Consider the following 14,981-nt stretch of genomic DNA (forward strand, 5'->3'; position numbering starts at 1 on the left):
TGTGATGGTCGACACAATGATTTGTGTTTCCCCGCGCACGTCTTACACACTGTGACCACTTACCGATACACCCGCGCAATGATGCAGGAGAAGTATGTTTTCCAAGATTCTGGTGGCTAACCGCGGCGAGATCGCGATCCGCGCCTTCCGTGCCGGCTACGAGCTGGGCGCCAAGACTGTAGCTGTGTTCCCCAACGAGGACCGTAACTCCATCCACCGCCAGAAGGCTGATGAAGCGTACCTGATCGGCGAAGAGGGCCATCCTGTCCGCGCCTATCTCGACGTGGACGAAGTGGTGCGGGTGGCCAAGGAATCCGGCGCCGACGCCATCTACCCCGGTTACGGCTTCCTCTCCGAAAACCCGGACTTGGCCCGGGCCGCCAAAGCAGCGGGCATCACGTTTGTCGGGCCGCCGGCCGAGGTGCTTGAGCTTGCCGGCAACAAGGTCGCCGCTCTTGAAGCTGCGCGGAATGCCGGCGTGCCGGTGCTCAATTCCAGCCAGCCCTCCAGGGACCTGGATGAGCTGATCGCCGCTGCCGACGAGATCGGCTTCCCCATCTTCGCCAAGGCCGTCGCCGGCGGCGGTGGACGCGGCATGCGCCGCGTGGACACCCGGGAAGCCCTGCCCGAAGCGCTGCAGGCCGCCATGCGCGAGGCCGATGCCGCGTTCGGTGATCCCACCATGTTCCTGGAGCAGGCAGTCCTGCGCCCCCGCCACATCGAAGTCCAGATCCTGGCCGATGCCGAGGGCAATGTCATGCACCTCTTCGAACGCGACTGCTCCATCCAGCGCCGGCACCAGAAGGTCATCGAGATCGCACCGGCCCCCAATTTGGATGAAGGCATCCGGCAGGCGCTCTACCGCGACGCGGTCAAGTTCGCCAAGGCGCTCAACTACGTCAACGCAGGCACCGTCGAGTTCCTCGTGGACACCGTCGGTGAGCGCGCCGGACAGCACGTGTTCATTGAAATGAACCCCCGCATCCAGGTGGAGCACACGGTCACCGAGGAAGTAACTGACGTGGACCTGGTCCAGGCACAGCTGCGCATCGCGTCGGGCGAGACGCTCGCGGACCTCGGCCTGTCCCAGGAGACCGTCCAGCTCAAGGGTGCAGCACTGCAGTGCCGCATCACCACCGAAGACCCGGCCAACGGCTTCCGGCCCGACGTCGGAAAGATCACCGGCTACCGCTCTGCCGGCGGAGCCGGTGTAAGGCTCGACGGCGGCACCGTCTACTCGGGTGCCGAGATCAGCCCGCACTTCGACTCGATGCTGGTCAAGCTGACCTGCCGCGGCCGCAACTACCCCGCAGCCGTGGCGCGTGCCCGGCGCGCCCTGGCGGAATTCCGCATCCGCGGTGTGTCCACCAACATTTCCTTCCTCCAGGCGGTCCTGGACGATAAGGACTTCATCGCGGGCGATGTGGCGACGAACTTCATTGACCAGCGCCCCGAGCTGCTCAAGGCCCGCGTCTCCGCGGACCGCGGCACCAAACTGCTGACCTGGCTGGCAGAGGTCACCGTCAACAAGCCCAACGGCGAACTCACCGTCCACTCGAACCCCGCTGCGAAGCTGCCCGCCGTCGGGGACACCCCCGCCCCCAAGGGTTCGCGCCAGCGGCTGCTCGAGTTGGGTCCCGAGGGCTTCGCCAAGGCCCTGCGCGAGCAGACTGCCGTGGCCGTCACCGACACCACGTTCCGCGACGCCCACCAGTCGCTGCTGGCCACCCGCGTCCGTACCCGCGACCTCGTCGCGGCGGGCCCCGCCGTCTCCGCGCTGCTCCCTGAGCTGCTCTCCGTGGAGGCCTGGGGCGGAGCCACGTACGACGTCGCCCTGCGGTTCCTCGGCGAGGATCCCTGGGACCGGCTCGCAGCCCTTCGGAAGGCCCTGCCCAACATCTGCCTGCAGATGCTGCTCCGCGGCCGGAACACCGTGGGCTACACACCGTACCCGGAGGAGGTCACCGATGCCTTCGTCAACGAGGCCGCAGCCACCGGAATCGACATCTTCCGGATCTTCGACGCCCTGAACGACGTCAACCAGATGGCTCCGGCCATCCGGGCGGTGCGGGCCACCGGCACAGCCGTCGCCGAAGTCGCCCTCTGCTACACCGGCGACATGCTCGATCCCGACGAAAAGCTCTACACGCTGGACTACTACCTGGAGCTGGCGCAAAAGATCGTCGACGCCGGCGCGCACATCCTGGCAATCAAGGACATGGCGGGCCTCCTGCGCCCTGCAGCCGCTGCGAAGCTTGTCGCGGCCTTGCGGGACCGTTTCGATCTCCCGGTCCACCTGCACACCCACGACACGGCAGGCGGGCAGCTGGCCACGCTCCTGGCCGCCGTGGATGCGGGAGTGGACGCTGTGGACGTCGCCTCGGCGTCCCTGGCCGGCACCACCAGCCAGCCCTCGGCATCCGCCCTGGTTGCCGCCCTGGCCCACACCCCGCGCGACACCGGCCTTGGCCTGGCCAAGGTCAGCTCGCTGGAACCGTACTGGGAGGCCGTGCGGCGCGTCTACGCCCCGTTCGAGTCCGGCCTGCCGGGTCCCACCGGCCGCGTCTACCAGCACGAGATCCCCGGCGGCCAGCTCTCCAACCTGCGGCAGCAGGCCATGGCCCTTGGCCTCGGCGAACGCTTCGAGGCCATCGAGGACATGTACACGGCAGCCGACCGCATCCTGGGCCGGCTCGTGAAGGTCACGCCGTCCTCCAAGGTAGTGGGTGACCTCGCCCTGCACCTGGTGGGCCTCAACGCCGACCCCGCTGACTTCAACGAGAACCCGCAGAACTACGACATCCCGGACTCCGTCATCGGTTTCCTGTCCGGCGAACTCGGGGATCCTCCCGGAGGCTGGCCTGAGCCGTTCCGCACCAAGGCCCTCCAGGGCCGCAGCATCAAGGTACGCGACGCCGATTTGAGCGCCGAGGACAGCGCCGCCCTGAAGGGTGATTCCAAGACCCGTCAGCAGACCCTGAACCGGCTGCTCTTCGAGGGTCCCACCAAGGATTACCTGAAGAGCGTGGAGACCTACGGCAACCTCTCGGTCCTGGACACCCGCGACTACCTGTTCGGGCTCCAGCGCGGAGCGGAACACGAGATCGAGCTCGAGAAGGGCGTGCGCCTGATCGCCTCCCTCGAAGCCGTTTCGGAGCCGGATGAGAAGGGCATGCGCACCGTGATGTGCACGCTCAACGGGCAGTCCCGGCCGGTTGTGGTCCGCGACCGCTCCGTTGTCAGCAACGTCAAGGCTGCTGAGAAGGCAGACCCGACCCAGCCGGGCCACGTCGCCGCGCCGTTCGCCGGTGCCGTTACGCTGACGGTCAAGGTGGGCGACGCCGTCAACGCCGGCGATACGGTCGCCACCATCGAGGCCATGAAGATGGAGGCCTCCATCACGACGCCGGCGGCCGGAACGGTTTCCCGGCTGGCGGTATCCGCCGTGGAACAGGTCCAGGGCGGAGACCTGCTGCTCGTGGTCGAGTAGCCCAGCGGAGTAAGCGACAAACGGAAAGGCCTCCCGGCGAATGCCGGGAGGCCTTTCCGTTTAATGTCCGTCCCGGCAATCGCCGGGACGGTCAGATGCAGCTGGCGCTGGATCTAGTGCTGTCCTGACGGCTCGGCGCGGGCCGGGCGGGGTGCAGCGTACATGTCCACGATGACCGACTCGAAGTCCCTCATCACCTGGGCCCGCTTGACCTTCATTGACGGGGTCAGGTGGCCGGATGCCTCGGTGAAGTCCGACGGCACGATCCGGAACGACTTGATGGCCTCGGCCTGGGACACGGACTGGTTGGCGTGCGTGATCAGGTCCTGGATGGCAGCCTTGACCACAGGATGGTCCGCCGCTGCTGCAAGGGTGGTGCCGGCAGGCAGCCCGTGGCGCTGCAGCCAACCCGGCAGGGCTTCCTCGTCCAACGTCACCAACGCGCCGATGAACGGCCTGTTGTCTCCCACCACGAGGACCTGCGACACGAGAGCGTCAGCCCGGATCTGGTCTTCCAGCAGGGCGGGCACCACGTTCTTGCCGCTGGCCGTTACGATGATTTCCTTCTTGCGGCCCGTGATGGTCAGGAAGCCGTCACTGTCCATTTGGCCGATGTCGCCGGTGCGGAACCAGCCGTCCACGAAGGTGTCGGCCGCGAGGTCGTCACGCTTGTAGTAGCCGCGCATTACGCAGACGCCCTTGGTGAGGATCTCGCCGTCGTCGGCTATCTTCACTGCATTTCCGGGCAGGGGGGCGCCCACTGTTCCGATCCTGATCAGCTGGGGAGTGTTCACCGTGATCGGGGCCGTGGTTTCGGTCAGGCCGTAGCCTTCGAGGATCTGCATGCCGATGCCCTGGAAGAAGTGCCCCAGGCGTTCGCCCAGGGGTCCGCCGCCGGACACGGCGTGGGCCACCTCGCCGCCCATGGCCGCGCGCAGTTTGCTGTAGACGAGCTTGTCGAAGAGCGCATGCCGGAGCTTGAGGCCGAAGCCCACAGACCCGGCCTGCCGGGCACGCGAGTAGGCGATGGCGGTGTCGGCCGCCTTGTGGAATATGGCACCCTTGCCGCCGTCCTCGGCCTTCGTCAGTGCGGAGTTGTAGACCTTTTCGAACACCCGCGGCACCGCCAGGATAAACGTCGGTTTGTAGCTCTGCAGGTCGGGCAGGAGGTGCTTGATGTCCGGCGTGTGGGCCACGGTGACACCGGCAGCCACGGCCAGGACCGAGATGAAGCGGGCGAACACGTGGGCCAGCGGCAGGAACATAATGGTCCTGGCCTGCTCATGGACGATGCCGGACAGCGAAGTGGCCAGGGCGTTCTCGGAAAGCTCCACGAAGTTGCCGTGCGTCAGTTCGCAGCCCTTGGGCCGGCCCGTGGTGCCCGAGGTGTAGATGATCGTGGCGACGTCAGAGAGCGAAGCCAGGCTCCTGCGTGCTTCCAGGTCTTCGTCGCTGACGGCCGTACCGGCGGCGCGCAGCTCCTCCAGCCCTGCGCCCTCAAGCTGCCAGACGTGGGCAAGCGAAGAGAGTCCTTCGGAGGTGGCGGCCTGCCGGATGATGTCCTCGTGGCGCGCTGACTCGCCAAAGGCGGCGACTGCACCCGAGTCACCCAGGTTCCAGGCCACCTGAGTGGGTGAGGACGTCTCGTAGATGGGAACGGAGATGCCGCCGGCGAACCAGATGGCGAAGTCCACCAGTGCCCACTCATACCGGGTGCGGGACATGATGCCGATGCGGTCCCCGGCTGCGACGCCACTGGCCATGAGGCCCTTGGCCAGGACGCGGACGTCCGCGAGGAAGTCGGAGGCGGAAACATCCTGCCACTGCCCGGCGGCATCGAGACGCGAATACAGGGACGGGTTCGAGGCCTTGGCGGCTTGCCGCAGCACCAGGTCGGTGATGTTGGTTTCCGGGGGTACTTTGACCAAGGGCGGAACACTGAATTCGCGCACGATAGCTCCTTTGTTATCCATAGACCCGCAGGGGGTACTGCTAACACTAGTACGCCCGTTGCGGAGGTATGTTCTGATTAACCTACTGGCGAGTAACTTTACGGTTAAGTGCAGGAATCCCGCCAGTCCGGCCCGTCTGGGGCCATCTCTGGAGCCCCGCCTGCAGCCGTTTCGCACATGGCCGGCGGCGCAGGGAAACAGGGGCCGGGCAATAGAATGGGGAACCATGCACACACCTTCGCCCGGCGACCTGCCCAGACCCTACCGACGGACGGCCGCCTGGCGGCGGAGGAAGCCTTCGGCGCAGGATTCGCTCTCTGCAAGCCAGAGCTTCCGCGAGCACCTCCGGCTGGGCCGCAAGGGGCTGGCGATCGGCGTGGACATCGGGGGAACCAAGGTTGCCGCCGGTGTGGTGGACGCAGACGGCCGGATCCTCAGCCAGGGCAGGCGTTCCACGCCCGGGAACGATCCCCGGGCGGTGGAACAGGTGATCGTGGAACTCGTGGAGGAGTTGGGCCGCGGCCACCGCATCTGGTCGGTGGGCATCGGCGCGGCCGGCTGGATGGACCTCGACGGCGGGACGGTGCTGTTCAGCCCGCACCTCGCCTGGCGCAACGAACCCCTGCGGGAAAACCTCCAGCGCCTGCTGCGCCGGCCGGTCCTGCTGACCAACGACGCCGATGCCGCAGCGTGGGCGGAGTGGCGCTTCGGTGCAGGGCAGGGACAGAACCGGCTCGTCTGCATCACGCTGGGCACCGGGATCGGCGGTGCCATGGTGATGGACGGCAGGGTGGAACGCGGACGGTTTGGCGTCGCGGGTGAGTTCGGCCACCAGATCATCATGCCCGGCGGGCACCGGTGCGAATGCGGAAACCGCGGCTGCTGGGAACAGTACGCGTCCGGAAACGCCCTCGGCCGCGAAGCCCGTGAGCTTGCGGCTGCCAATTCACCTGTGGCGCAGGAACTCCTGAAAGCCGTGGACGGGCAGGTGGACCGGATCACCGGGGCCATCGTGACGGATCTGGCCAAGGCAGGGGACCCCACCTCGAGGGAATTGCTGGAAGACGTCGGGGAGTGGCTGGGCCTCGGCCTTGCCAACCTCGCGGCCGCGCTGGATCCCGGAAAGTTCGTGATCGGCGGAGGGCTCTGCGATGCGGGAGAACTGCTGGCGGCGCCGGCACGCAAGGCTTTTGCCCGGAACCTGACCGGGCGCGGCTTCCGGCCGGCTGCCGAGATTGCACTGGCAGCACTGGGGCCCAACGCCGGACTGATTGGCGCCGCGGACCTGTCCCGGGTCAGCAGCCGGATGCACGGCTAAACGCTAAACCCGGGCGCCGTCGTCGTGATCGTCTTTTTCCTGTGGCAGCTGCATGATCAGGTAGATCACTGACAGGACGAACGCTGCGACAATGCCCAAAATGGCCATCAGAGGCGCCGACCGCCAAAACATGGCGGCGAGCACCAGGGCCACGGGTCCGCCCACAGCCCCCAGCCAGGCCAGCATGGTCAGGGGATTTGTTCCGGCAAGGCTTGGCGGTTCCTCGGGAACGAACGGGTCGTCGTCGTCCGCTTCATAGTCCCGGGGCCCGGTGCCCGCCGCCGCGTGGTCCGGCCGGGGGAGCGGCTCATGGGACGCGGCCTGGCGTTCCGACGCCGAGGGCTCCGTCGGGGCGGCGCCGGACAGCCCCAGGGGATCGAAGTCGCGGAACGGCCGTTTGGACGGGGCGCTGCCTTCTCCGGCCGGAGCCTCCGGGTCGCGGCCCTCGAGCCGCGAGACCAAATCCAGCCATACGGCGTCGTCCTGGTTCGCGCTCTGGTCCGAGGAATTGGAGTCGGATCTGGTCATCAGCCGTGTCCTTCAGGGCGAGAGGGAGTAGCGTCCACGTGTCCCGGCACCACTCTGCGGATGAATTCCGCGGTCCCGCGAAAAATCTCCTCGGCATCATTGTCCAGGGTGGCCACGTGGTAGCTGTTTTCCAGGGCGCTGAGCTCCAGCGGGGCGTTGGTGAGGCCACGGCGCAGCGCCACAATGCTGGAGTCGGACACCACGTGGTCCACCGTAGAGCGGAACACCCGCACGGGTGCGGTGATCAGGGGCAGTAGCCGCAGTGTGTCCTTGAACATCTTGTTGAGTTCGTGGGCCGCCGCCACCGGTGTCCGCGGGTAGGCGCCCTCGTCCATGTCCGGCTTCAGGATGTCGTTCGCAATGGCGGGAGTGCTTTTCATCACCAGCTTCAGGATGCCCGCGAGGGGGGCGCGGGGATCGTCGATGACCAGGCCCGGGTTGACGACGATTGTTCCCGACACAGGGCGCCGGGCGGCCACCCTCAGGGCGAGTGCGCCTCCCATGGACAGGCCGGCCGTGAAGACGTGGTCGCATTCGGCCTCAAGCTCCAGGTAGGCAGCGTCGTAGGCGGCATGCCAATCCTGCCAACGGGTCCTCGCAAGTTCCTGCCAGCTGGTGCCGTGTCCTGGCAGGAGCGGCATCCGCACGGCAAAGCCGGCGTCCGCCAGGGATTGGGCCCAGGCCCGCACGCCGTGCGGGCTGCCGGTGAAGCCATGGGAAACGGCGACGCCAACCGACGGGCCGTCGCCGGTAAAGGGGCTGCTGAAAGGGCTGTGGTCGGCGGCGATGCTCATGATGTCTCCGAGGATACGTGGTGCGGCGCGTGCTCATGGAAAAAGCGGGTCGAATTCTCGAAAATCACCGGCGCATCGTTGTCCAGTGTGGCGACGTGTCCGCTGTTTGGCAGCGGGATGACGCCAAGGTCAGCTGACCCCAGCCGCCGCCTGATCATCGCCAGGGACGACGGCGGCACAACGTCGTCGTTGTCCGATTTGAAGACCAGGACCGGGGCGGTCACGCGCGGCAACCCGCGGCGGGCGGCAGCAAACAGCTTCTTCAGTTGGTGGACGGCCGCGAGCGGTGTCCGTGAATAGTCGCCATCCTCGGTCGTGGCCGCGGTGGGGTTGGCCTCCACAATCGGCAGGGTGGTCCGCTGGAAGTACTTCAGGATGCCGATGATCCGCACCCTGCGGTCGTAGAAGCTGAGCCCCGGGTTGACCACGGCCACTCCGGCAACGGGGTGGCGGGACGCCGTCCGCAGGGCGACGGCGCCTCCCATGGACAGCCCGGCGACGTAGCAGGCCTCAGTCCGGCCCGCCAGCTCAACATAGGCGGCATCGAAGGCTCCGGCCCATTCCCGCCAGCCGGAACGGGCCAGCTCGCGCCAGTCGGTCCCGTGCCCGGGCAGGAGGGGGACGGAGACCGCAAACCCCTGCCCGGCCAGGTGCAGGGCCCACGGCATGACGCTGAGGGGACTCCCGGTGAAGCCGTGGCAAATCGCGATGCCAATCCTGGCATTCCTGCCATGGCCGGGGTAACTGAAAGCGGCAGGCGTCGACGGTTTGCTGCTTTCTCTCATACGCCCATCGTGTCACTCTTCGCCACAAATCTCACTAGAGTAGGGTTGCATTGAAGGCCTGGCCGGACCCGTCGGAGGGCCGGCCAGACGCCCTCCGGAGAGGTACGCCACGTGTTTTATTGGTTCATGAAGACGTTCGTTCTGGGACCGGTGCTCAAGCTCCTGTTCCGGCCCTGGGTCAAGGGGCTCGACAACGTCCCCGCCGAAGGCGCAGCCATCCTGGCCTCCAACCATCTGTCCTTCTCCGACTCCATCTTTATGCCCCTTATGGTGCCGCGCCCCGTAATTTTTTTGGCGAAGTCCGAGTACTTCACCGGCAAGGGCCTCAAAGGCAGGCTGACGGCCCTCTTTTTCCGGCTGACGAACCAGCTGCCCATGGACCGTTCCGGGGGAGCGGCCTCCGCCGCTTCGCTCAACGCCGGAATGGACGTCCTCACGCACGGCTCGCTGCTTGGCATTTATCCGGAAGGAACCCGAAGCCCCGACTCGCGGCTTCACCGTGGAAAGGTCGGCGTGGCGAAACTCGCCCTGCAGGCCAGGGTTCCGGTGATTCCCGTGGCCATGATCGGAACGGACAAGGTCCAGCCCATCGGGAAACGGATGCCGAACATCCGGCGCATCGGCATGATCTTCGGTGAACCCTTGGACTTCAGCCGGTATTACGGCATGGAGGACGACCGCCTGATCCAGCGGTCCGTCACGGACGAAATCATGTACGAGCTCATGCGCCTGTCCGGGCAGGAGTACGTGGACGAATATGCGGCCGTGGTCAAACTGCGGCTGGCGGGCAAACCCAATGAGGGCTCGGACGGTTCCGGCGGCGGCAGCGGCCCCGCGGAACCCGGGAAAGCCTGACGCCGGTTCATCGACGCTTGTTCCCGTTACCGGTTCTGTGACGCCTGTTTGGGACGAATGACGGTAGCGGTGCGGAAACCCGGATCCGGGAACTAGTCTTGTAGTGTGACTGAGCTATCTGCAAAACCTGCCTCCCTGCTGACCAGTACCGCCCAGAGCGGTGCCGCCAACTATCCGGGACTGGACCACTGGCGGGAACTGCCGGTCTCCCAGCAGCCCAGCTGGCAAAACAAAGAGGTCTTTGACGCGTCTGTGAAGGAACTTTCCGTCCTTCCGCCGCTCGTCTTTGCCGGCGAAGTGGACATCCTGCGTGAACGGCTCGCCGCTGCCGCGCAAGGCAAGGCCTTCCTGCTCCAGGGCGGGGACTGCGCCGAAACGTTCGAGGCAGCGACGGCTGACAAGATCAGCGCGCGGGTCAAGACCATCCTGCAGATGGCCGTCGTCCTCACCTACGGTGCGGCGATGCCCGTCATCAAAATGGGCCGCATGGCCGGACAGTTCGCGAAGCCGCGATCCTCCAACGACGAAACGCGCGAAGGCGTGACGCTCCCCGCCTACCGGGGTGACATCGTCAACGGCTACGACTTCACCCCGGAATCCCGCGCCCACGACGCCGGCCGGATGCTGAAGGCGTACCACACGTCCGCCTCCACGCTGAACCTCATCCGTGCCTTCACCCAGGGCGGCTTCGCGGACCTCCGCCTGGTGCACCAGTGGAACAAGGGCTTCACCGAAAACCCGGCCCACGCCCGCTACGAGTCGCTGGCGCGGGACATCGACCGTGCCATCAAGTTCATGGCGTCCTGCGGTGCGGACTTCGAGGCCCTCAAGCGCGTGGAGTTCTACGCCAGCCACGAAGCGCTGCTGCTCGATTACGAACGCGCACTAACCCGCATCGACTCCCGCACGGGACTTCCGTACGACACCTCGGCGCATTTCCTCTGGATCGGGGAACGCACCCGCGAGCTCGACAACGCCCACGTCGATTTCCTTTCCCGCGTCCGCAACCCGATCGGCGTCAAGCTGGGCCCCTCGACGTCCGGCGACGACGCGCTGCGGCTGATCGACAAGCTGGATCCGAACCGCGAACCGGGCCGGCTCACCTTCATCACCCGGATGGGCGCGGGCAACATCCGCGAGAAGCTCCCCGCCATCGTCGAAAAGGTCACGGCCTCCGGCGCGCAGGTCCTCTGGGTCACCGATCCCATGCACGGGAACACGGTCACCTCGCCCAACGGCTACAAGACGCGCAACTTCGACGACGTCATTGACGAAGTGCGCGGCTTCTTCGAGGTCCACCACTCGCTGGGCACCATTCCGGGCGGCCTGCACGTCGAGATGACGGGTGACGACGTCGCGGAGTGCCTCGGCGGCGCCGACCCCATCGACCAGGAAGCATTCCTGGACCGCTACGAATCGGTCTGTGATCCGCGCCTGAACCACATGCAGTCCCTGGAAATGGCCTTCCTCGTCGCAGGGGCACTGTCCAAGCGCTGATCCCGCACCGGTTGACAGAAAAAAGCTCCGCCCGGCTTCACCAGCCGGGCGGAGCTTTTTCGTGGGTGGAACTAGACGACGGTGAGGGTTACGACGGAACCCTCAGGCACCTGGGTGTTCACCGGATCCTGGTCCCGCACTGTTCCAAAGAAGCCGCCCAGGATATTGTTCACCCGGACTTCGAAGCCGAGCTTCTCCAGCGCCTTGCGGGCATCGTTGGCCTGTTTGCCGATGTAGCTGGGGACATCCACGAGCTTGGGGCCCTTGGACACCGTGAGCGTGACGGACTCGCCGCGCGTCAGGGCGGCGCCGGAAGACGGCTCCTGGGCTACTACAGCGCCCTTGGGGACCTTCTTGTCGTTGACCGTTTCAGGAGAGATGACGGCCTTCAGGCCGGCGGCCTCAATCGCTTTGACCGCGGCACCCTGCTCCTGCCCGCGCACGTCAGGCACGGGTATGGGCTCCGGTCCCTTGGAGACGGTCAGGCTCACAGGCGTACCGTGCCGGGCGGGAGTGCCGGCCGCAGGATCCTGGGCAAGGACGGTGCCTGCGGGCTCTGTTTCGCTGAAGTTCTCGGTGACAGTGCCCAGTGCCATCTCGGCGCCGTTGAGCTCGTTCTTTGCCTCGTCCAGGGACTTACCGGTCATTCCGGGCAGGGGAAACAGCTGGGGACCTTTGGAAACGAAGAGCGATACCGGCTGGAACTTGCGGATTTCCCGCCCCGCCTCAGGTTCGGTGCCCACCACGAGCCCCGCCCGGATGTCGTCGTCGAAAACGTCCTTGGTGGTGGACTGGAATCCGGCCGTCCCCAGCAGCTGCTGGGCTTCCGCCACTGTCTTGTTGGCGACCCGGGGAATCGTCCCGGGGGAGCCCGGCCCCATGCCGAAGAACCAGCCTGCGCCCGTTGCCAGCAGCGCCGCGATCACCAGGATGATGATCCAGAGGAGGCCCCGACGGCGGGGGTTGCCTTCGCGGAGCGACCGGACCGGCGTTGACGCTGCCTTTGACTGCGCCCTCGCCGCGTCGCGGTCAAGCCTGCGCTGTGCCCGTTTGCTCATCGGGGACGCGGTGTCCGGTTCGTCCCCGGCATCCCCGAAAGCGGCTTCCGGCTCAGCCGGGGCCGCCAGGGCACCGAACTGGCCCGGGTGCCGCGGTGACGACGAGAGTACCGTGGTGGGATTGTTCTGGCGCGAGATGATTTCTGTTGGATGCTGTCCTGCGGACAGGACCTCTGTTTGGTCCTGATGTGCAGGGGGCGGCAGCCCGACAGGAGGGTGTGCAGGCGGGCGCAGCCCGGCCGGTGAATGGGCGACGGCGGCGATCGCCGCCGGGGGCTGAAGATCCAGTTCCGCGTCGGTGAGGTTGGTGCGGATGTGCCTTAGCTCCGACAGGAGCGCGTTGCCGTCCACCGGGCGCTGCTCGGGGTCCCTTGCCGTGCACCACTGCACGAGCTCGTCGACTTCGGCGGCCAGCCCCGGCACCTCGGCCGAAGGGGCTTCCACTGACGAATTCACATGCTGGTAGGCCACCTGGATGGGGACCTCGCCGTCGAACGGCTGCTTGCCGGTGATCATTTCGTACAGCATGATGCCCACCGAGTAGATGTCGCTGCGGGCATCCGCGGTCCTGCCGAGCACCAGCTCCGGAGACAGGTAGGCCACCGTGCCGATCAGGGCACCGGTGCTCGTTGAGGTGGTGACCGCCCGGGCCAGGCCGAAGTCTCCCAGTTTGATGCGCCCGTCATCGGCGATCAGGACATTTTCCGGTTTGATGTCCCGGTGGATCAGGCCGGCTGCGTGGGCCGACCCCAGCCCTTCCACCACGGGGTCGATCAGGGCCAGGGCAAGGCGGGGAGACAGCGCGCCCTTCTCCTTGATCACGTCGCGGAGGGTGTGGCCCTTGATGTACTCCATCACCAGATAGGCGGTCGGTCCGTCCGAGCCTTGGTCCAGGACGCCTACGACATGGGGGTGGGACAGTTTGGCCGCGGCCTTGGCTTCCCGGCCCAGCCTGTCCAGGAAGTTACCGTCGTTCACCAGGTGCGGATGAAGGACCTTGAGTGCAACGTCGCGCTCGAGCCGCTGGTCCGTTGCGAGGTAAACGGTGGACATTCCGCCGCGCGCCAGTCTGGACTGGACCCGGTAACGGTTGTCCACCAGCGTTCCAACGAGGGAGTCCGACACTTTTTCCTGCACCCTACGATCCTAAGTGCTACACGGAATCGGGCCCGAATCGACATGCAATCCGGACCCGTATCGTTACCCACCCGGCACGCTTTGGAACGAGTGCCGGAACGGATTAGCTGAAGTTCTTCTTGTGTGCCTTGATCGCAGCGACGTAGGACTTGGTGTCTTCGTACATGCCGTACTTCTTGACCGAGTATTGGCCCTGGTAGTACCCGGCGATGGCGTGGTCCATGTCCTTGCTGGTACTGATCAGCTGGCGGATGATGGCCACGCCTGCAGTTGCGTTGTCATAGGGGTCGAGCAGGTTCAGCTTGCGGCCCACAAGGTCCGAAGCCCATTCGCCCGACGCCGGGATGACCTGCATGGTGCCAATCGCGTTGGCCGGTGAGACGGCGCGCTGGTCGAAACCGGACTCCTGGTAAGCGAACGCCAGGGCGAGCGAGGGATCCACGCCCATCCGCCGCGCGGTGTCCGCGACGATCGACTTCATCTGTTCCCGGCTGGGCACGGGGGAGGCGTTGAGCAGGGCCTTGTTCTGGTTGGCGGACGAGACCACGGCCGCCGGGTAGGTGAACCCGAGGAACGAACCCGGCACCAGGGGAGTGACGCTGGCGGCGGGCTGGATCGAGGCTCCGGGGATGACCAGCTTGTTCCCCGGGTAGATCATGCTGGACATGGTCAGCTTGTTCGCGGACAGGATGTCTGACAGCTTGACGCCGTGTTTTGCGGCAATGGCGGACAGCGTGTCGCCGGACTTGACCGTGTAGGAGCCGGAACTCGCGGCCGGTGCCGGGGCCTGCGCCGGAGCCGGTGCGGGGTTGGCGGCCGGGGCCGGGGCCGCGGACTGGCCACTGCCGATCTTGACCTTTTGTCCCGGGTAGATGACGGAGCTCATGTTGAGGCCGTTCCAGCTCAACACCTCCGACAGCTTGACGCCGTGCCGTGCGGCGATGGCGCCCAGGGTGTCGCCGGATTTGACGGTGTAGACGCTGCCGCCGGTGCTGGCTGTGGCTGCCGCGGGGGCAGCAGGCTTGGCGGCGGGGGCCGCAGCCGAACCGGTCAGTTTGATCTTCTGCCCCGGATAGATGACGGTGTTCGGCTGCAGGTTGTTCAGCTTCAGGACTGCGTAGGTGTCCAGACCGTAGCGGCCCGCGATGCTGCTGATGGTGTCGCCGCGCGCAATGGTGTACTCGGCCGGCGCCGCGGGCTGGGCGGGCCGCAGGGAGCTGGGAAGGGACGTGGAAACCGACGCCGCAGGGATGACGCCTGACTTCAGTGCCGCTTCCTGGGCCTGCATGGCCGCAGCGAGCGTGGCGGGCACGGTCCGCGGCCGGGATTCGGCCAACGCAGGCTGGGCCATGGCCATTGAGGACAGGACGACTGCCGGGAGGGCGGCCGTAGTTGCCGCAATCACAGGCAGGCTCGGCCTGGGGTGCTGCTTTGGCGATCGGGGCGTCGTCATGGGGATGATCCTCTTCTCAGCGGCGAGTGCTGTCGGTCAGGCCTGTGTTACGAACGATACTAGTGTTACTAAAGTTAGTGTTGGTGCAAATGTGATCTATGTGAATCTCTCACG

Annotated in this window: 10 protein-coding genes; 4 read left to right on the forward strand and 6 right to left on the reverse strand. The window is 66.3% G+C overall.

Annotated features, from left to right (window positions below; all coding sequences use genetic code 11):
* Positions 1–94: 94 nt before the first annotated feature.
* Positions 95–3,490 carry a pyruvate carboxylase gene (locus AB0N24_RS21005; RefSeq protein ID WP_364128565.1) on the forward strand — a complete coding sequence of 1,132 codons (3,396 nt, stop codon included), beginning with the start codon at positions 95–97 and terminating at the stop codon, positions 3,488–3,490.
* A 113-nt stretch (positions 3,491–3,603) separates the two neighbouring features.
* Here the strand turns inward: AB0N24_RS21005 and AB0N24_RS21010 are convergent, their stop codons facing one another.
* Entirely contained in the window at positions 3,604–5,442 is a 1,839-nt protein-coding gene (locus tag AB0N24_RS21010) for an AMP-dependent synthetase/ligase (RefSeq protein WP_364128568.1), read from the reverse strand.
* A gap of 226 nt (positions 5,443–5,668) precedes the next feature.
* Between AB0N24_RS21010 and AB0N24_RS21015 the strand changes: the two genes are divergently transcribed.
* Positions 5,669–6,760: an ROK family glucokinase gene (locus tag AB0N24_RS21015; protein ID WP_364128571.1), complete on the forward strand. Its 1,092-nt coding sequence runs from the start codon at positions 5,669–5,671 to the stop codon at positions 6,758–6,760.
* Positions 6,761–6,763: 3 nt separating this feature from the next.
* Here AB0N24_RS21015 and AB0N24_RS21020 read toward each other — a convergent pair whose 3' ends face one another.
* The 3 genes from AB0N24_RS21020 to AB0N24_RS21030 are packed head-to-tail and all read right to left on the reverse strand — an operon-like array spanning position 6,764 to position 8,867.
* Positions 6,764–7,288 (reverse strand): hypothetical protein, encoded by a 525-nt coding sequence (locus AB0N24_RS21020; RefSeq protein ID WP_364128574.1) that lies wholly within the window; start codon positions 7,286–7,288, stop codon positions 6,764–6,766.
* Positions 7,288–8,082, reverse strand: coding sequence for an alpha/beta fold hydrolase (locus AB0N24_RS21025; protein ID WP_364128577.1), 795 nt, complete (start codon positions 8,080–8,082; stop codon positions 7,288–7,290). Before AB0N24_RS21025 ends, AB0N24_RS21020 begins: the two co-directional genes overlap by 1 nt.
* A complete protein-coding gene (locus AB0N24_RS21030) occupies positions 8,079–8,867 on the reverse strand; it encodes an alpha/beta fold hydrolase (RefSeq protein WP_364128580.1) in 789 nt (262 codons plus the stop codon). Before AB0N24_RS21030 ends, AB0N24_RS21025 begins: the two co-directional genes overlap by 4 nt.
* A 111-nt stretch (positions 8,868–8,978) precedes the next feature.
* On the opposite strand from AB0N24_RS21030, the gene AB0N24_RS21035 reads away from it, so the two are divergent.
* Positions 8,979–9,722, forward strand: a complete 744-nt coding sequence (locus tag AB0N24_RS21035) for a lysophospholipid acyltransferase family protein (protein WP_364128583.1) — start codon at positions 8,979–8,981, stop codon at positions 9,720–9,722.
* Between the two features lie 105 nt (positions 9,723–9,827).
* Positions 9,828–11,219, forward strand: coding sequence for a class II 3-deoxy-7-phosphoheptulonate synthase (locus AB0N24_RS21040; protein WP_364128586.1), 1,392 nt, complete (start codon positions 9,828–9,830; stop codon positions 11,217–11,219).
* Positions 11,220–11,290: 71 nt separating this feature from the next.
* On the opposite strand, the gene pknB is transcribed toward AB0N24_RS21040, so the two are convergent.
* Both pknB and AB0N24_RS21050 read right to left on the reverse strand, forming a co-directional pair.
* On the reverse strand, positions 11,291–13,414 hold the full coding sequence (gene pknB / locus AB0N24_RS21045; RefSeq protein WP_364128588.1) for a Stk1 family PASTA domain-containing Ser/Thr kinase: 2,124 nt from the start codon (positions 13,412–13,414) through the stop codon (positions 11,291–11,293).
* Positions 13,415–13,517: 103 nt separating this feature from the next.
* A complete protein-coding gene (locus AB0N24_RS21050) occupies positions 13,518–14,867 on the reverse strand; it encodes a LysM peptidoglycan-binding domain-containing protein (protein WP_364128591.1) in 1,350 nt (449 codons plus the stop codon).
* Positions 14,868–14,981 lie beyond the last annotated feature (114 nt).

The sequence above is a fragment of the Arthrobacter sp. NPDC093128 genome, assembly GCF_040683875.1.
Lineage (GTDB): Bacteria > Actinomycetota > Actinomycetes > Actinomycetales > Micrococcaceae > Arthrobacter.